A 17950-nucleotide genomic window follows, 5' to 3' on the forward strand; every position below is an offset into this window, starting at 1 on the left:
AAGCGAGCCCCGTAGTCCGCGTGCCTTCCGGCTTTACGCGGGCTACGGGGCTACACGGCCGCCGGGCTACGCGGCTCGGCGGGCGTTCACCTGCTTCTTGAGCATCGTGGTGGACGCGGCGGGGGAGGAGCCCTTCAGGCGTGCCTTCTCGACCGAGGTGAGGACCGTCTTCAGCGTGGCCGTCTCCTTGATCTTCGCGGTGAAGTTCACGCCGCCGTTCGCCCAGTTCAGCCAGGCGGCGAGCAGTTCGCTCTCCAGCTTGGCCTTCGCCGTCTTCTTGGCGGGCTTGAGCACCTTGTACGCGCCGCCCAGGGTGGAGGCGGGCGTGACCTCGGAGAAGACCTTGCTCGCCTTGGCCACCAGGCCGAGGTAGCAGCTCACCGTCGCGTCCTTGATCTTGCCCTTGCCCCGGGTGACCTCAACCGCCCACTGCGCGGCGCTCAGCGTCTTGGTGGACTTGCCGCGCGTGCACACCGTGGCCGTCGCCGGCGGGGGGACGGTCACGGTGACGGTGACCGTCACCGTGGGCAGCGGGACCGGCGTCGGCACCGGGTCGGTCGGCGGGGCCGGCGGAGGGGGAGCGGAGCTGGGCCCGGGACTGGGTTCGGGGCTGGGCTCCGGGCTCGGGTCGGTGCCGGTCTCCGGGCCGGGGTCGTCGCTGGGGACCTCGGGGCCGGGGGGAGTGACGGGGGCACCCGGGGTGCCTCCGGCGATCGCGGCGTTCAGGTCGAGGCGGGGGGTGGTCACGCCGCCGTAGGTGACCTGCCGGCCCGCGGTCTTCAGCGCTGCCTCCAGCGCGTCCGGGGTACCGGGGGTCTTCTGGGCCATCAGCGCCATGGTGCCGGTGACGAACGGGGTGGACATCGAGGTCCCGCTGTAGACCTGGTGGCCGCCGCCCGGCACCGCGGACTCGATCTCCAGGCCGGGGGCGAAGAGGTCGAGCACGGAACCGTAGTTGGACCAGTAGGGGACGGTGTCGTCGTCGCCCGTCGCGCCGACCGTCACCGGGGCGGAGAAGCAGCCGGGAGCCCCGGCGCCGGGCACGCCCTCGTTGCCGGCGGCGGCCACGACGGCCACGCCCTTGGCGCGCAGGTCGTCGACGCGGCTCTTCATCGCCGCCAGGTCCGGTTCGGCGTCACAGGTTCCCTCGTACAGGCCGCCGCCGAGGCTGAGGTTCACCGCGGCGATGTTCCTGCCGCCGTCCTTGAGCTTCGCGACGTGCTCCAGGGCGAGCAGGAGCGTGGACTCGAACGCGCTCAGGCAGACCCCGCCCTCGTCGTCGCAGTCGTTGAACCTGCTGAAGACCTGGATCGCCACGATGTCCGCCTCGGGGGCGACGGCGTGGGCGATCCCCGCCACGTGGGTGCCGTGGTCGCACAGGTTGACGCCCTCGTGGACGCAGGCGGGGGTGTTCGCGTCGGCGGATCCGGGGTCGTTCGTCTGCCCGTTGGGGCACAGGGACTGCGCGCCCTCGTCCGTGGCGGAGAAGCAGGCCTGCTCCACGACCTTGCCCCCGAAGTCGGGGTGGCCGGCGTCGATCCCGGTGTCGATGATCGCGATCGTCTGGCCGGCGCCCTTGGTCCCGGTGGCGTGCGCCTTGTCCGCGCCGATCACCTGCAGGCTCGTGGCGAGCGAGCCGGAACTCAGCGAGCCCAGCGCGGTGGGGGAGTAGACGCGGTCGCGGCGGATGGAGAGGACGCGCGGGTCCTCGGCGAGCTTCGCGAGCGACTCGCCGGTGCCCTCGACCACGATGAACGAGGTGTCCGCAGGTTCGAGGACGACCTCGGCGTCGGGCAGCTGCCGTGCCTCCCCGGCCACCGGGGCCGCCTCGGCGGGGGCCGCCAGCTCGACGATGACCCGGGCGCCGTCGGTGTCGGAGGCGAGCCCCTCCTCCAGTTTCGGCTGCGGGGGCGTCGCGTCGGCGGGGGGTGAGACCGGTGTGTCGGCGGGGGTCTCCTGACCGCCCGTCCCCTCGGATCCGTCGCCCGTCTCCCCTGCTCCGGCCTCGGCTCCGGCTCCGGATCCGTCGCCCGGGGCCACGGGTGGGCTCTCGCTCGCGGAGGCCGTCGGGGGCGCCGGTACTTCTTCGGCGAGGGCGGGTATGGCGGGCGAGAGGGTGAAGACCAACGCCATGGCCACGACAGCTCGAAGTCGCACGCGTCCTCCGGGGGGATCAAAAGGGCGTTTCGGAGTCTAAGCAGCCGTATGCGCCAAGTGAATACTTTGCCCCAGATTTGGAGGATCTTCGGAGAAAAGCTCTGCCCCCGCGGCGTGACGCGCACGGGGGCGATCGGTCCCCGCGGCGTGACGCGCGCGGAGGGCCGAGTGGAGAAAAGCTCGGCCCCCCGCGGCGTAACGCGCTCGGAGGGCCGAGTGGTCGAAATATTACTTGAGGCCGTTGGAGATCGCGGTGATCAGCTCACCGTTGGTGGTGTCGCCGCTGGTCTCCCAGAAGAACGCCCCGCCCAGACCCTGGTTCTTGGCGTAGGTCATCTTCCCGGTGATGGTGGAGGGGGTGTCGTAGCTCCACCAGTTGCCGTTGCAGTAGGCGTAGGCGGTGCCGCCGACGGTGCCGGTGGGCGGGCACTTGGTCTTGAGGACCTTGTAGTCCTCGATCCCCGCCTCGTAGGTGCCCTGGGCCGCGCCGGTGGCGGAGCCGCCGGGAGCCGCCTGGGTCACGCCGGTCCAGCCGCGGCCGTAGAAGCCGATGCCCAGCAGCAGCTTGCTCGCCGGGATGCCCTTGGCCTTGAACTTCTGGATCGCCGCGTCGGAGTTGAACCCGGCCTGCGGGATGCCGGTGTAGGAGGTGAGCGGCGAGTGCGGAGCCGTCGGGCCCTGGGGGTTGAACGCGCCGAAGTAGTCGTACGTCATCGGCATGAGCCAGTTCAGGTTGTTGATCGCGCCGGCGTAGTCGGCGGCGTCGATCTTGCCGCCGTTGGAGCCGTCGGCCGTGGTCGCCGCGGTGACGAGGGCGTTGGCGCCGAACTTGGTGCGCAGCGCGGAGATGATGTTCTTGAAGGCGTTCGGGCCGCTGTTGTCACAGGTGAGGCCGCAGGCGTTGGGGTACTCCCAGTCGATGTCGATGCCGTCGAACACGTCGGCCCAGCGCGGGTCCTCGACCAGGTTGTAGCAGGAGTCGGCGAACGCGGCCGGGTTCTGCGCGGCCTGGGTGAAGCCGCCGGACCAGGTCCAGCCGCCGAAGGACCAGATGACCTTGATGTTCGGGTACGCCTTCTTCAGCTTGCGGAGCTGGTTGAAGCTGCCGCGCAGCGGCTGGTCCCAGGTGTCGGCGACGCCGTCGACGCTGTCGGCCGCGGTGTAGGCCTTCTCGTAGTCGGCGTAGGAGTCACCGATGGTGCACCGGCCGCCGGTGGTGTTGCCGAAGGCGTACAGGATGTGGGTGAGCTTCGACGCGGAGCCGCTCGTGACCAGGTTCTTCACGTGGTAGTTGCGGGCGTAGACGCCCCACTGGGTGAAGTATCCGACGATCTTCTTGCCGCCGGGGGGCGGCGGGGTGGGGGTGACCGTCGGGGTGGGGGTCGGGGTCGGCGTGGGGGTGACCGTCGGGGTCGGGGTGGGGGTCGGCGAGGGGCCGGTGCCGTTGCAGGCGGCGCCGTTGAGCTTGCAGTTCAGCACGCCGGTGATCCCGCCGGGCGCGCCGTTGAAACCGAAGCTCGTCGAGGCGCCCGCGGCGAGCGCGCCGTTCCACGACTTGTTGACGAAGGTGTAGTGGTTGCCGCTCTTCGTCAGGTCGGCGTCCCAGGACGTGGTGATCGAGGTCCCGGCGGGGAGGTCGAACTCGACCTTCCAACTGGTCAGCGCACTCGTCCCGGCTTGCACGACGACCTTGCCCTCGAAGCCTGATCCCCAGTTCGAGGTCGTCGTGTAGGTGGCGGTGGCGGGTGTGGCGGCCGTCGCGGTGCCGATCCCCAGGGGAACCAGCAGCGCCGCCGCCGCGATGAAGGAGCCGATGGTAATTCGTCGCAAGGGTCGCTCCAGGTCAGAGAGTGCCGAGTCCCCGTATTCATAGGAAAGTTTCCTATTAATTACCAGAGCGTAGGTTCTCGTACGCCGACGGTCAATGCCTTGTTCGTTGATATAAGGCCGATTTAAGGTTTTCGGCCGAACGGGCTGCGGCGAGGGTGCCGGAAGCATAGAGCGCGAAAACGGGCCGGTCGCGCGAATCGCGCGACCGGCCCGTTCTCACCTGGTCTGTTGGGCTCTGCGGAGGGGGAGTTCGGTCAGGCCGGTTCGGCCTCCCGGCGCTCCTCGGGTCCCTCGGCCTCGGTGGCCTCGGCCGCCTCCCGTACGACCTCAAGCCGCTCCCGCGTGATCTCCTGCTCGGCGGCCTGGACGATCTCCTCCGCGCGCTGGTCCGCGGCGGGTTCGAGCGCGCCGGGGTGGCGCAGCCAGAGGGCTCCCAGCGGCGGGACGCGCATCGTGGCCGAGTACGGCAGACCGTGGCGCGGCTCCTCGGTGGCCTGGACGGCGCCGAGGTTGCCCACGCCGCTGCCCGCGTAGTCGTAGGCGTCGGTGTTGAGCACCTCCTCCCACGCGCCGGGGAAGGGCAGCCCGAGGCGGTAGTCGTCGTGCGGCGCGCCGGAGAAGTTGGCCACGCACGCCACCACCGAGCCGTCCTCGGCGTAGCGCAGGAAGGAGAAGACGTTGCCCAGCGCGTCGTCGGCGTCGATCCAGCGGAAGCCGTCGGGGGAGGCGTCCACGCTCCACAGGGCCGGAGACTCCTTGTAGACCCGGTTCAGGTCGCGCACCAGCCGCTGCACCCCCTTGTGCCCGTCGAAGTCGAGCACCCACCAGTCGAGCCCGCGCTCCTCCGACCACTCGGACCCCTGGCCGAACTCGCCGCCCATGAACAGCAGCTGCTTGCCCGGATGGGCCCACATGAAGGCGAACATCGCCCGCAGGTTCGCGAACCGCTGCCACTCGTCGCCGGGCATCTTGCCGAGCAGCGACCCCTTGCCGTGCACCACCTCGTCGTGCGAGAGCGGCAGCACGAAGTTCTCCGAGTACGCGTACATCAGCGAGAACGTCATCTGGTGGTGGTGGTACTGGCGGAAGACCGGCTCGTGCTTGAGGTACGCGAGCGTGTCGTGCATCCAGCCCATGTTCCACTTGAACCCGAAGCCGAGCCCGCCCAGGTGCACGGGACGGGAGACGCCCGGCCAGGCGGTCGACTCCTCGGCGACGGTGACGATGCCCGGCGCCTCCCGGTAGGCGACCGCGTTCATCTCCTTGAGGAACGCGACCGCGTCGAGGTTCTCCCTGCCGCCGTACTCGTTGGGCGTCCACTCGCCCTCGCGCCGCGAGTAGTCGAGGTAGAGCATCGAGGCGACCGCGTCGACGCGCAGCCCGTCGATGTGGAACTCGCGCAGCCAGTACACGGCGTTGGCGACGAGGAAGTTGCGCACCTCTCGGCGGCCGAAGTCGAAGATGTAGGTGCCCCACTCGGGGTGCTCGCCCCGCGCGGGGTCGGCGTGCTCGTACAGCGGGGTGCCGTCGAACCTGGCCAGCGCCCAGTCGTCCATCGGGAAGTGCGCGGGCACCCAGTCGACCAGCACCCCGATGCCCGCCTCGTGCAGGGCGTCGACGAGGTGGCGGAAGTCGTCGGGGGTGCCGAAACGGGAGGTCGGGGCGTAGTAGGAGGTCACCTGGTAACCCCAGGAGCCGCCGAACGGATGCTCGGCGACCGGCATCAGCTCCACGTGCGTGAACCCCATGTCCACCACGTAGTCGACCAGCTCGACGGCGAGCTCGCGGTAGGACAGGCCGGGGCGCCACGAGCCGAGGTGCACCTCGTAGACGCTCATCGCCTCCCGCAGGGCGTTGCCCTCCGCGCGGCGCCGCATCCACTCGTCGTCCCGCCAGGCGTAGTCCGACTTCTCGATCACCGACGCGGTCGCGGGGGGCAGCTCGGTGCGCCGGGCCATCGGGTCGGCCTTGGCCCGCCAGATCCCGTCCACACCGAGGATGCTGAACTTGTAGCGGTCGCCGGGGCCGAGACCGGGGACGAACAGCTCCCACACGCCCGACCCGCCGAGCGAGCGCATGGGGTACGCGGCGCCGTCCCAGTGGTTGAAGTCGCCGATGACCCGCACCCCGCGGGCGTTGGGCGCCCAGACGGCGAAGGCCGTGCCGTCCACGTCCTCGTGCCGCATCACCCGCGCGCCGAGGACCTCCCAGAGCCGCTCGTGGCGTCCCTCGCCGATGAGGTGCAGGTCCATCTCGCCCAGGGTCGGCCAGTGCCGGTAGGGATCGGTGGTCTCGTACGGCTCGGCGCCGGCGTAGGCGATCCGGAGGCGGTAGTCGGGGATCTTGTCGACTCCGGGCAGGGTGACCGCGAACACGCCGTGGGCGACGTGCTTCATGTCGTGGGCCTTGCCGTCCACGAGTGCCTGGACCCGCTGCGCCATGGGGCGCAGCGTCCGGATCGTCACGCCCTCGGGACCCAGGTGCGACCCGAGGATCGAGTGCGGATCATGATGTGCTCCGCCCGCGAGCCGGTCCAGGTCCAAGTGCGCGCTCATGGCTTTACTCCCGTAGATCGATAGCCCCTACCTTGCCCTACTCGGGTGACCGAACCCATGCCCATGTCCGCTATCACCATGCGTATTGGGAAACGCGCGGAGCCAAAGGAGGGGAAAGTCACGGTTGTCGGTCATGTGGGGCCATCACAACGCTGTGCGCCGACCGTATCCGATCATCGGCGGCGGCGTCCCGGTCGAACCCGGCCGATTCCGATGATCACATCACCCAACACCGCCCGGTGCCGCCCTGTGCGGTCAAAAGCTGCATAAAGCAGCAGAAAACAGCAGGTCAGTGCGGGTTTTTGGCGGTGACGTCGCGGGGGGTGATCCGGAACCCCTGCCAGTGGCTCGGCATCGGGTCGGCGTCCTCGTCGCGGGGGACGTGGTGGTAGCCGACGTTGACCCACAGGACCGGATCGGTGAGCCGCTCCCCGTTGGTGTAGCGGTCGACGGACAGGGCGCACCCGGGAGACGGGTTGACCGTCGCGAGGCGCTCGCAGGAGCGGTAGTCGGTGACGTAGAGATCGGCCCGGGTGAAGGCCTCGTCGGCGGGACCCCGGTACTGGGCGGTGTCGGAGTTGTTGATCTCCCAGGAGACGCGGTGCCCGTCGGCGTTGCGCACCTTCCTGTCGACCACCCGCCACCAGCGCATCGGCCTGCTGACGGCCTTGGCCTCCGTCCCGAACACCGTCCGCTGGATCTTGCGGGTCCCGGTGCCGGAGCCGCTGAAGTCGTACTGCTCCACGACGTCGTCCGCCCGGCCCGCCACGTCGAAGTCCAGGCGCCAGAAGATGTTGTGGGTGTGGTTCGCCTCGAACCCGGTGGCGCCCACCCCGATGGGCCAGCCGTGCTCGGGTGTGGTGGTGAACCCGGCGAGCGACCCCGTGGCCCCCACACGCGGGGTGATCGCGCCGTCGTCGGAGAAGGCCCACTCGGCGAGGTAGGTGTACCAGCCGACCTGGAAGGCGGCGAAGACCACCAGGTCACGCCCCTGGGCCGTCATGTTCAGCTGATCGGGGACCGCCTTGAGGTACGCGTGGCCGCGCGCCCTCGTCGTCACGCAGACGAACTGCTCGCGGCGCTCGCCGAGCGGGCAGTCCGCGGCCCGCAGCGGAATGGCGGCGTATCCCAGCGAGCCGATGTCGTGGTAGCGGGGCCTGCCCCTGTCGTACGGCACGTGGATCTGGGCGAGCGAGGTGCTGCGCAGCACGGTGATCGGCCGATGGCCTCTCGGGGTGTAGACGATCCCGGTCAGGGTGAGACCCTCGACGTTGCGCATCTCCCAGCAGAGCTGCCAGCGCGCCCCGTTGGGCAGGGTCTTGTCGACGCGGTACGGCGCGTTGCAGGGGGCCGCGGGAGGTTGCGCGCCGGTTCCCGTCGCCGCCGGCGCCGTCTGCGGGCCGGGGGACGGCGCCGCGCCGGAGGAGGTGAGCTGTGGTGGCAGCGGCGGTACGGGTGCTCTCGGCGCGGAGGGCGGCGCGGCGAGCCCTCCGGCGAGCAGGGCGCAGGAAAGGGTGAGGCGGAGGAACACGGATTACCACTCCAGGGTGTGGATCTTCTTGGCGGACAGGTCGACGACCATCCGGCTGGTGTCCAGCCAGGTGCCGTCGGGCAACCGGACGAACAGCCGCAGGCACCGGTGGACGTCGCACTCCTTGGCGGACCCGCGCTCGCCGTACGGGGTGAAGATCAGCCCGCGCAGCCCCAGCTCCGCCGCCGACCTCAGCGGTCCGCCCCCGGCCTTGGTGTACGCCTCGCGCACGGTCTTGCCGTACCCCGGATGGGCGAGCAGGAGGGCGGCGGCCGTCGTCTCCTCCTCCTTCGACGGCGGTGGCTGCACCCCCCGCGCCACGGTCTCCCGTACGACCTCGCCCCGGCCGAGGTCGACGGTCCGCACGATGAGCCTGTCGCTGCCGTAGTCGTAGAGGTACGCGTCGGCGCGGCGCCGGTCGGAGGCGTCCTTGTCGTCGTCGCGCTCCACGTAGAGCAGCTTGATCCGGCCGGCGGCCATGTGCGACCTGGATCCCGCCGACGCGATCGTGGTGGCCTTGGCGACCTCCTGGCCGGTGAGCGGGTCCTCCCGCGCGGGCATTCGCAGGGCGGCCCCCGCGGCCTGCGACCCCTGCTCGCCGGAGACGAACAGCGCCGCCCCGGCGACGACGGCCACCCCCGCTCCCGCGACCGCCATCACCATCAGTCTTCGCCCCATGAGCACCTTCTTTACTCACCGTTGACTTTTCCTTGCGAAGAGTAGCGATCGGTGAGTGTCCCGGCGGGTCCAAAGGCGTATTGCACTTTTGGTTTACGTTGTTGGTTTTTGGGGGCTTTCATCCGTTTTCAGGGCCGCGACGGGCCACGTGGTCACGGAGTCGGTCACTGAGTCGGTCACTGAGTCGGTCACTGAGTCGGTCTTGGAGTCACTCGGCCACGAGGCGACGACGACGTCGATCGTCATCTCGTCGTCGCCCGGTGTGCCGGAGACCTCGACGGTCACGCCCGTCCACCCGCCCTCGGGCAGGTTCAGCGCCGGTGAGGTGTCCCGGCCGATTCTCGCGTTGCCCAGCGAGGGGTACAGGTCGTTCGCGTCGCCCCGGTTGCCCAGGCTGCCCGGCCTGGCGAGCTGGCGCAGGCCGTCGGCCTGCATCAGCTCGATCGCGAGGCGCCGCTCGTCGTCGACGTTGGGAACGGACTCGTCCACCACGTAGACGGCGACGCCCTGGTCGGGCAGGAACTCGTCCTGGCCTCGCCTGCGGCGGTACTCCACGACGACGTACTGCGTGCTCGTCATCGTCCGGTCGTTGTGGACGACGACGAAGTCGCCGCCCTCGGCCGCCGGCCGCAGCGTGATGCCGCGGGTGGTCTCGGTGACCAGGCGCGGGGTGACCCAGTCGTGGAACATGCGCAGCATGCCGGTCGGGAAGACGGGCGTGACGCCCCCGTTGCCCCACGACCCCGCCGCCATCAGGCAGAAGTTGCCCAGCCCGTGCGACTTGACGCCGGTCTGCGCCCGGTCGGTGTCGTAGTAGTCGGCCCAGCGCGCGGCCAGGTGCCCCCACTCGTGGGCGCAGACGCCGACGTTGCAGTCCTCGGGAACGGTGAGGAAGGTGCTCACCTGGAGACCGGGCCCGACCGTGATCGGCTGATCGCCGACGGTCCACTTCAGGCTCCAGATGAACCGCAGCCCGGCGGCGTCGGAGAAGGTCTCGGCACCGGGACCGGCGTGCACGACGAAGAGCGCGGTGACCCGGTTCTCGCCGAGCGCGTCGTAGGAGGGGTCGAAGACGACGCCCGCCTCCAGGGCGGCGAGCACGGCGTCGCGCGCCATGCCCTGGGCGTTGCGCGGGAAGTTGCGCTCGTCCATCCCCGACTTGTCGTTGGCGTAGAAGGCGAGCGTCCGCGGCAGCCGGAACCAGCCGAACACCTCGCCCTGGACGTCGATGCCCCGCCCTTCGGGGTCGCCGTCGAAGCCGCTCACCTTCCGGTAGAAGTCGCGCATGCTGCCCGGCTGGGTGCCGAACAGCAGCCGTTCGAAGTGCGCCGCGTCGTGGGCGGGGTCGTGCGGCCGGTCGTCGAAGTCGACGAGCAGCACCAGGGTCCTGACGACGCCCCTGAGCTTCCTGGGCGGCCTGCTGATCAGGCTCGCGGGGGCCTGCGGGGTGGCGCTGCCGTCGTCCAGGCCCGCCGCGCGCGGCCCGCGACGCTCGGAGCGCCACACCGCGTAGTAGTCCTCGAACGTGAGGTGCTCGGGCAGGATCCCGGCGATCCTCAGTTCGTGGAAGCGTGCCTCCAGCCTGTCCAGCGCGTCCGGCGCCAGCGGAACGAGATGCATGGTGTCCCCCCATCGTCCGTTCTTGCGGCGAAGGTAGGGCTCATGGGGGTTCGTGTCGTGAGTAATCCCCTACTCAACCGGTGACCGGTACGACATCGGCTGCCTCCGGGGTCCGGAGGCAGCCGATGTCGTGTTCCCGAGGTCAGCTACAGGCCGAGCCGTTCAGGGTGAAGGAGCCGGGGTTGGCGTTGGTGCCGCTGTAGGCGCCGTTGAAGCCGATTCCGGCGGACTGCCCGGGGCTCAGGGTGCCGTTGTAGGAGGCGTTGCGGCCGGTCACGACCTGCCCGGACTGCGACCAGGTGGCGCTCCAGCCCTGGGTGACCTGCTGGTTGCCGGGGAAGGTGAACTTCAGCTCCCAGCCGTTGATCGTCGAGGTGCCGGTGTTGGTGACGGTCAGGTTGGCGGTGAAGCCGGTGTTCCAGCTGTTGGCGCTGTAGGTCACCTGGCAGGAGGCACCGCCGGGCGTCGGCGTCGGCGTCGGCGTCGGAGTGGGGGTGGGGGTGGGCGTCGGGGTCGGAGTAGGCGTGGGCGTCGGGGTGGGGGTCGGGGACGGGCCCGAGGTGTTCAGGCCGAAGAACTGGATCGCCGACTCGGCCATCCCGCCCTGCGGCAGGCTGTGCCCGACACCCGGCAGGCTGTAGGCCTCGACCTTGACGGTGCCGGTGGAGTCGGCGTAGCGGCTGCGGTTCCAGCCCTGCCGTGGGGTGTCGGTCGAGGTCGGCGTCTGGCTCAGGCCGTGGACGTTGGTCCACTGCTTGACCGCCTCGCCCAGGTTCGGATAGCGCAGGGTGGAGTCCTCGGTGCCGTGCCACAGCTGGACGCGGGGCCGGGCGCCGGTGTAGCCGGGGTAGGCGGCCCGTACGAGGTTGCCCCACTGCTCGGGGGTCCTCACGATCGTGCCGTTGGCGCACTCGCTGTTCCATCCGGAGGTGCTGGCGAAGCAGCCGAAGGGCACCCCCATGAAGGCCGCCCCCGCCTTGAACACGTCCGGGTACAGGCCCAGCATGACCTCCGTCATCATCGCGCCCGAGGAGGCGCCGGTCACGTAGACCCGGGAGGGGTCGCCGTTGTGACGCTGCTGGACGTAGTTCACCATCGACATCAGCCCGACCGGGTCGCTCCCGCCGCCGCGCCTGAGCGCCTCGGAGGAGGAGACGTCGAAGCAGTTCCCGCTGCGGGTGGCCGACGGGTAGATCACGATGAACCCGTACTGGTCGGCGAGCGAGGCGAACTGCGTGCCGGAGTAGAAGGCGGGGCCGGAGCCGGTGCAGTAGTGCACCGCGAGCAGGATGGCGGGACGGGGCGCCACCCGGTCCGGGACGTAGAGGTGCATCCGCAGGTTGCTGGGGTTCGTCCCGAAGCCGGTGACCTCCACCAGGGAGGCGGAGGACGCGGGCGCGGTCGTGAGCGCGAAGCCGAGCAGGAGGGGAATGATCGCGCACGCCATTCGCAGGGCCGTCCTCAGCCGACTCCTCCCCGCGCCCCGGTCGGTCCGGCGTGGAACATCGCTGTCGGACATCGTCGATCTCCTTTCGGCCACGGCCGATCGCCGGAGCCCCCTGACCTTCGCGGCCCCGGCGTTCGACGTCTCACGCTTGTCGCCGAAAGTTAAATTTATTAGCCGAAATTTTCAATCACAGGCTGGGGGTGCGGGTTCGCGTCCGGCGTACGCCCTCCTTTCCACGGCGGTTTCTCGCAGGTGAGAAACACCTTTGGTGGCGAAAGCGGTACGGATGCCCCCGCCCCCTCCGATGAAAGTTTCCGTCCTCTTTGTTCGCGCCGTAGACGGAGACGCCTCCGAGCCCGATCTCCGTGTTGATCGACTGGATGATCGCGCTGACCGGTGTCGGCAGAGGCGGTGTGGTGGGCCTCAGCGGTCACCGGTCGCGCTCGGCCGAATGGCGTCGAGACGGCTCCGCTGGTCGTCGCTCAGCCGCAGGCTCGCCGCGGCGACGTTCTGCTCCAGGTGCTCGATCGAGGCGGTGCCGGGGATCGGCAGCATGACCGGTGAACGGTCGAGCAGCCACGCCAGCGCGACCTGGGCCGCCGTGGCGCCGAGCTCGGTCGCCACGGCGGCGATCTCGCCCGTCGGCTCCGAGGCCGCGGGGTGGACGGGTCGCCAGGGCAGGAAGGCGATCCCGGCCGTGGTGCAGGCGTCGAGCACGGCCTCGTGCTCGCGGTCGAGAATGTTGTAGCGGTTCTGCACGCCGGCGATGTCGACGATCCGCCGTGCCTGGTCGAGCTGGGCGACGGTGACCTCGGACAGCCCGATATGACCGATCTTGCCGTCGGCCCGCAGGTCACGCAGCGTTCCGACCTGGTCGGCGAGTGGCACCTCCGGGTCGATGCGGTGTAACTGGAGGAGATCGAGCCGGTCGACCCGGAGTCGGCGCAGGGCCCGCTCGACCTGATCTCGCAGGACCTCCGGCCGTCCGCACAGGGCCGCGTCGCGCGGCGGGTCCGGTGGCACGACGCCCACCTTCGTCGTGATGAGCGTCTCGTTCCGATAGGGATACAGCGCCTCGACGAGGAGTTCCTCGTTCGCGCCCCACCCGTACAGATACGCGGTGTCGATCAGCGTGACACCCAGCTCGACGGCGCGCCGGACCACTTCGACGGCACCCTTACGGGCCTCGCCGGGCTCGGTCGGCAAATGCATCGCCCCGAACCCGAGCCGCCGTACGTCGATCGTGCCTCCGATGCGGAATGTGTTGGCTTCTCCCATTTTCGAGAAGTTATCAACCCCCGGGGCGCTTCAGGTGCTCCACGGGCGGCCGGTCGGCACGATCGGGCTGAACTGTACGGGCAGGGCCTCCAGGCTACGAACCCACAGCGAAGGGCGCCATCGCAGCTCGTCCGGTTTCACGGTGAGATAGACGTCGGGCAACCGGTCGAGAAGGACCTCCACAGTCGTCTTGGCGATGATCTCGGCGAGTTCGGGCGCGGGGAAGGGGCAACCGTACTCGCCGTGGCCGAAGGACATGTGCGCCCGGTTGGCGCCGGAGCCGGCATGGGCGGCCGGTCGCACCTGCGGATCGGCGTTGGCCGCGGTGACGCCGAGCACCAGCATGTCGCCCCGGCGGATGCGCCGCCCGGCCAACTCGCAGTCCTGCACGGCCCAGCGTGAGGGCAGGTTCGGCGTGGGCGGGTCCTTCCACAGCACCTCGTTCAGCGCCTCGCCGACGCTGCTGCGGCCGCCCTGCAGGCTCATCGAGAAGTGGTCGTCCACCAGCATCAGCCGCAGGGCGCTGCCGATCCAGTTGGCTGTGCTGTCATGGGAGGCGATCATCACCACGATCAGATCCATGACGATCTCCTCGTCGGTGAGCCGCGAGGGGTGTGCCAGTACGCGCGAGGTGATGTCGTGGCCCGGCAGGGTGCGTTTGTCGGCGATGAGCCGGCCTATCTTGTCCAGGATTCGGGCAATCGCCGAGGGGGCCTCCTCGCCTCCGCTCAACACGTAGTTGACGTCCTCGACCAGTTCCGGCAGGTCGGTTTCCGCCAGCCCGAACAGCCGGGTGATGACCTGAGCCGGAATCCGGTAGGCGTACCGGGAGATCAGGTCGGTGTGGCCGTCCCCGGCGAACTCGTCGATCGCGAGGTCGGCGATCCGCTCGCAGATCAGCGCCAGCTCGGTGCGGTCGACGGCGTCCATCGCGTCACTGACGGCGCCGATCCGCCGCTGGTGCTCGGCCCCCTCGGAGTACATCACGGACGGCTGCCAGTTCACCTGCGGGAGCGATGGCCAGTCCGGGGGAAGGTGATCATTCATGTTCCAGCGCCGGGAGTCGCGGCCGAACAACTGCGGCTGGCTGGCGACATGGTGCAGCTCGCGATAACCGATCACGTACCAGACGGGGATGCCGTCGAGGAGAACGGGGACGACGGGTCCGTGCCGGCGGCGCATCTCCTGGAACAGCGCGGTCGGGTCGTCGCCGATCAGTGCCCCGTACAGGGGTACGGCATCGGCGTGGTCGGGGTATCCCTCCAGCAACTCCCGCCTCCGCTCGGGATTCTGCGATCCGGGCGAGCCGGCGGACGGGTCTGTGGAGTCGGGCAGGGGAGGGGAGTTCGTCACGGCATGCTCTCTCGGGCGGGCGACTGGTCGTAGGTGCGGGTGAGGTGCTCGATGAGCGTGATCAGCACGTGCTTGGACGAGGACCGCTCTCTCGCGTCGCAGTCGATGAGCGGGACCTCGGGCGACAGTGCCAGCGCCTCGCGCACCGCGTCCAGGGAGGGCCCGTCGCTGAAGCGGTTGACCGCGACGACGAACGGGGTCCGGTGGTGTTCCAGCCGGTCGATGGAGTACCACGAATCCTCCAGGCGGCGGGCGTCCACCAGGACGACCGCGCCCAGGCTGCCGGCGAACAACTGGTCCCACAGGAACCAGAACCGCTGCTGACCGGGCGCGCCGAACAGGTAGAGCACCTTGCTCTCGTTCAGCGTGATCCGGCCGAAGTCGAAGGCCACCGTGGTGGTCGACTTGTTCCGTACCTGGCTGGCGTCGTCGATGCCCACGCTCGCCTGGGTCATGACCTCCTCGGTGCTCAGCGGGCGAATCTCGCTCACCGAGCCGACCAAGGTGGTCTTTCCCGCCCCGAACCCGCCGACGACCACGATTTTCAGGGCGTCCGCGGCGGTCGTGCGGAGTGGCGTTCGCGCGGTGGCCGCCATCTGGTCAGAGGTTGTGGAGTGCAACGAGCACCTGCCTGAGGATTTCGGGATCCGGTCGTCCTGCCTGTGCGGCGATCGACGGATGACGGACGGTGATGCGACCGGTGTCCAGCAGGTCGCGCAGCAGGATCTTCACCACGCTGACCGGCAGTCGCAGTTCCGCCGAGATCTCCACCACCGCCGTCGGCCGCTGGGCCATCCGCAGGATCTTGATGTGCTCGGACTGCATACCGGGGGTGGGGGCGCACTCGGCGACGATGAGGGAGACGGAGTCGAAGGTCTTCTCATCGGCGCTGGTACGCCCCCCGGTGACCGTGTAGAGCCGGTCGGGGTCTTCTCGGTCGATGGCTCGCCGTGTCATCCGTGGTCGTCGCCGTTCTTCGTTTGCCGCGGTGCCGCGGTGAGGTAGACCCCGATCTGCTCCACCAGTTCGTTCATGTTGTGCGCGATGAGCCCCACCTCGCCGTCCTCGTCGGCCACCACGGCCAGGTGGGCGCCGTCCCCGGCCGGCACGATGAGCAGCAGTCCGCCGGCGAACTCCACCATCGCCTGCCCCGCTCCGATGCCGTCCCCGAACTCGGCGGAGGCGCTCAGCGAGAGACTCTGGATCCCGGCGGCCAGGGCGGAGAGCTGGTCGGCACCGTCCCGGCCGAGGCCGGCGGTGAAGCTCATCTTCAGGCCGTCCCTGGTCAGTACCAGCACATGCCTGATCCCCGGGGTCTTCTTCTTGAGGTTCTCCAGTAGCCAGTCGAAGTCACGATCGGTGGTGTTCGAAGCGTCGGTTGTGCTCATAGAAACGACGGGGTGCCCCTGCGGCGCGGGCCCGGGAGGGACGGCCCCTGCCTCCTCATCTGTGAATCCAAAGATGTCCGGTGGTCGGCGGACACGTGTCAAGAGTCGCCCGGGTCCGGGGAAGGGGCCTGAGGGGACGTGGGTCCACGACCGCCGGCCTGGCGGAACGCGGCGAACCTCGCGGCCGAGTCACGCCCCTCGCGCGCGGGCTTGGCCGGTGACGCCTGCCGAGCCCTGGTCGCCTCGGCCAGCGTCTGCCCTCGGCGCCGCCTGGGCAGCAGGTCTTCGGACTCGTCGGCCGGCCCCTCCTGCGCGGGTATGGCCGGTGCCTGCGCGGTGGCCCGCACGCCGGCTTGTACGGCGGCCCGCACGGGGCGGCGGACCAAAGTCTCGGCGTCGGGCGACACGGTGATCGACAGGGGCTGCGTGATCAGCAGGCGCGGGATCAGCATCACGACCCCCATGCCACCGCGGGCGGACGACCGGAAGCTGACCGTCAGGCCGTACTTGTCGACCAGGCGTCCCACGACCGCCAAGCCCAGCCGGGTGCCGGACAGCGTCCGCATGTCGAGCGGCTCGGACACGATCCTGGTGGCGTGCTGCCGCTCGCGCGGGCGCATCCCCAGGCCACTGTCCTCGATCGTGATCACGACGCCGGCGTCCTCCTCGTCCACGTACACGTGGACCTCGGTGCCGTGCGCCGAGAACGTGGCGGCGTTGTCCATCAACTCGGCCAGCGCGTGCATCACGCCCTCGGCCGCGTATCCCGCGACGGCGGCGGTGCTGGTGGAGTGCAGCCGGATGCGCCGGTAGCCGCCGATGCGGCCCATCGCGCCGCGCAGGACGCTCTCCATGACGATCGGCCGGGTCCACCGCCGTCCGGAACGACCGCCGCTCAGCAGCGCGACGTTGTCCGCCAGCCGGCTCACCTGGGAGATGCGGTGGTCCAGGTCCAGCAGATCGGCGAACACCTCCTCGTCATCGCCGTACTGCTCCTCCAGTTCGCGCAGCCGGGCGAGCAGGCTGGTGGCCTGTGCCTGCACGCGGGCCGCGGCCCCGGCGCACGCCGCCATCACGGCGGTGCCCCTGCGCTCGCTCTCGGAGAGCTGCCGCGCCGTCTCGCGCAGCAGGTCGCGCAGCGGCTCGTGCTCCGGCTGGGGTATCTCGGCCAGTGCGGCGCTCACCGACATCCGGTTCGTCTGGATCCGCCGGACCAGTTCCGGCAGCGTGTCGTCGATCAGCCGGGAGATCTCGTCCTCGGTCGTCTCACGGGACACCTGGGCGGCGGCGCGCTCGCGTTCGAGCAGTTCGAGCTCGTGCCCGGCCGAGCCGAGCAGGTGCCGCAGCGGGCCTTCCGGAGGCTGCGGCATCTGGGAGAGCGCGTCGGCGACCGAGGCGCCTTCGCGCACCTGACGTCCCAGCGAGGGCAGCGACTCCTCGGCCATCCGCAGCGTTTCCCGCTCCAGCCAGGTGAACCGCGCGCCGGCCCATTCGGCCTGCTCACGCAGCCGGTTACCGGTGCCGGCGTAGTGGACGGCGGCGGCGACGGCGCCCGACAGCAGCAGGGCCGAGACCCCGCCGACGAGTGCCATCAGCCCTCTGGCCTCATAGGGGGCGGCGTATATCGCCCACAACCACGCGCAGGCCGTAATGACCATGGTGCCGAGAGCGGCGAGGACCACCAGTTCCCTCGGTGAAAACCTTCTCCGCGCCCGGTGGGGTGCATCTACTGACATCGGCGTCCTCGGGGGTGGCGGCAGGGCATGACAGGGCCGCGTCGAACCTGCTGTTCCCTGTACGGCGGGACGGCCATGCGGTGCCGTTTCAACAGCAGAGCGTGAACAGGCAGACACCGTAGCATCACGGCTACGACCAAGAACAGACAGTCACTCTCGAACTAGGTGTTTCAGTTTTAATCAACCAGTAGTCAACGCATCCATTGACCAATGCTCGCTACTAGGACATCTATGGACATATAGTGACGATTTTCCGGATGAGCTCGAGGTGTGAGACCTTGTCGTCCCGATGGACCGGAAAAGGATCGTCCAGTCGCGCTCACCGCAGCACCCGACGTCATATTTACGGTGGTGCTCGACGAACAGGCTCGTGACCA

General features: G+C 69.7%; 13 protein-coding genes. All 13 read right to left on the reverse strand.

Features of this window, described 5'->3' with window-relative positions:
• Positions 1 to 66: 66 nt before the first annotated feature.
• On the reverse strand, positions 67 to 2157 hold the full coding sequence (locus ABT352_RS25940) for a S8 family peptidase (protein ID WP_350947528.1): 2091 nt from the start codon (positions 2155 to 2157) through the stop codon (positions 67 to 69).
• A gap of 228 nt (positions 2158 to 2385) precedes the next feature.
• Positions 2386 to 3987, reverse strand: coding sequence for a glycosyl hydrolase family 18 protein (locus tag ABT352_RS25945; RefSeq protein ID WP_350947529.1), 1602 nt, complete (start codon positions 3985 to 3987; stop codon positions 2386 to 2388).
• A 254-nt stretch (positions 3988 to 4241) separates the two neighbouring features.
• On the reverse strand, positions 4242 to 6542 hold the full coding sequence (glgB, locus tag ABT352_RS25950; protein ID WP_350947530.1) for a 1,4-alpha-glucan branching protein GlgB: 2301 nt from the start codon (positions 6540 to 6542) through the stop codon (positions 4242 to 4244).
• A 289-nt stretch (positions 6543 to 6831) separates the two neighbouring features.
• Positions 6832 to 8073 carry a copper amine oxidase gene (locus ABT352_RS25955; protein WP_350947531.1) on the reverse strand — a complete coding sequence of 414 codons (1242 nt, stop codon included), beginning with the start codon at positions 8071 to 8073 and terminating at the stop codon, positions 6832 to 6834.
• A 3-nt stretch (positions 8074 to 8076) separates the two neighbouring features.
• Positions 8077 to 8751 (reverse strand): hypothetical protein, encoded by a 675-nt coding sequence (locus ABT352_RS25960; RefSeq protein ID WP_350947532.1) that lies wholly within the window; start codon positions 8749 to 8751, stop codon positions 8077 to 8079.
• A gap of 93 nt (positions 8752 to 8844) precedes the next feature.
• Entirely contained in the window at positions 8845 to 10371 is a 1527-nt protein-coding gene (locus ABT352_RS25965; RefSeq protein ID WP_350947533.1) for a M6 family metalloprotease domain-containing protein, read from the reverse strand.
• 142 nt (positions 10372 to 10513) lie between these two features.
• The gene (locus ABT352_RS25970) at positions 10514 to 11890 is read right to left on the reverse strand and encodes an extracellular catalytic domain type 1 short-chain-length polyhydroxyalkanoate depolymerase (RefSeq protein WP_350947534.1); all 1377 of its coding nucleotides are present in this window, start codon (positions 11888 to 11890) and stop codon (positions 10514 to 10516) included.
• A 351-nt stretch (positions 11891 to 12241) separates the two neighbouring features.
• On the reverse strand, positions 12242 to 13096 hold the full coding sequence (locus ABT352_RS25975) for an aldo/keto reductase (protein ID WP_350947535.1): 855 nt from the start codon (positions 13094 to 13096) through the stop codon (positions 12242 to 12244).
• Between the two features lie 30 nt (positions 13097 to 13126).
• On the reverse strand, positions 13127 to 14449 hold the full coding sequence (locus ABT352_RS25980; RefSeq protein ID WP_350947536.1) for a cytochrome P450: 1323 nt from the start codon (positions 14447 to 14449) through the stop codon (positions 13127 to 13129).
• Positions 14446 to 15045 (reverse strand): GTP-binding protein, encoded by a 600-nt coding sequence (locus tag ABT352_RS25985; RefSeq protein WP_350947537.1) that lies wholly within the window; start codon positions 15043 to 15045, stop codon positions 14446 to 14448. The genes ABT352_RS25980 and ABT352_RS25985 overlap by 4 nt, the downstream gene beginning before the upstream one ends.
• Positions 15046 to 15049: 4 nt before the next feature.
• Positions 15050 to 15406 (reverse strand): DUF742 domain-containing protein, encoded by a 357-nt coding sequence (locus ABT352_RS25990; protein ID WP_350947538.1) that lies wholly within the window; start codon positions 15404 to 15406, stop codon positions 15050 to 15052.
• Positions 15403 to 15837: a roadblock/LC7 domain-containing protein gene (locus tag ABT352_RS25995; RefSeq protein WP_350947539.1), complete on the reverse strand. Its 435-nt coding sequence runs from the start codon at positions 15835 to 15837 to the stop codon at positions 15403 to 15405. The genes ABT352_RS25990 and ABT352_RS25995 overlap by 4 nt, the downstream gene beginning before the upstream one ends.
• Before the next feature lie 98 nt (positions 15838 to 15935).
• A complete protein-coding gene (locus ABT352_RS26000) occupies positions 15936 to 17519 on the reverse strand; it encodes a sensor histidine kinase (RefSeq protein WP_350947540.1) in 1584 nt (527 codons plus the stop codon).
• Positions 17520 to 17950: the final 431 nt, after the last annotated feature.

It is taken from the genome of Streptosporangium sp. NPDC000563 (assembly GCF_040299985.1).
GTDB lineage: Bacteria > Actinomycetota > Actinomycetes > Streptosporangiales > Streptosporangiaceae > Streptosporangium.

Bases quoted from the DNA above. Each gene is read 5' to 3' on its own strand.
- glgB (WP_350947530.1), bottom strand. From the start codon at position 6,542: ATGAGCGCGCACTTGGACCTGGACCGGCTCGCGGGCGGAGCACATCAT.
- ABT352_RS25965 (WP_350947533.1), bottom strand. From the start codon at position 10,371: ATGCATCTCGTTCCGCTGGCGCCGGACGCGCTGGACAGGCTGGAGGCA.
- ABT352_RS25995 (WP_350947539.1), bottom strand. From the start codon at position 15,837: ATGAGCACAACCGACGCTTCGAACACCACCGATCGTGACTTCGACTGG.
- ABT352_RS25985 (WP_350947537.1), bottom strand. From the start codon at position 15,045: ATGGCGGCCACCGCGCGAACGCCACTCCGCACGACCGCCGCGGACGCC.
- ABT352_RS25960 (WP_350947532.1), bottom strand. From the start codon at position 8,751: ATGGGGCGAAGACTGATGGTGATGGCGGTCGCGGGAGCGGGGGTGGCC.
- ABT352_RS25975 (WP_350947535.1), bottom strand. From the start codon at position 13,096: ATGGGAGAAGCCAACACATTCCGCATCGGAGGCACGATCGACGTACGG.
- ABT352_RS25990 (WP_350947538.1), bottom strand. From the start codon at position 15,406: ATGACACGGCGAGCCATCGACCGAGAAGACCCCGACCGGCTCTACACG.
- ABT352_RS25970 (WP_350947534.1), bottom strand. From the start codon at position 11,890: ATGTCCGACAGCGATGTTCCACGCCGGACCGACCGGGGCGCGGGGAGG.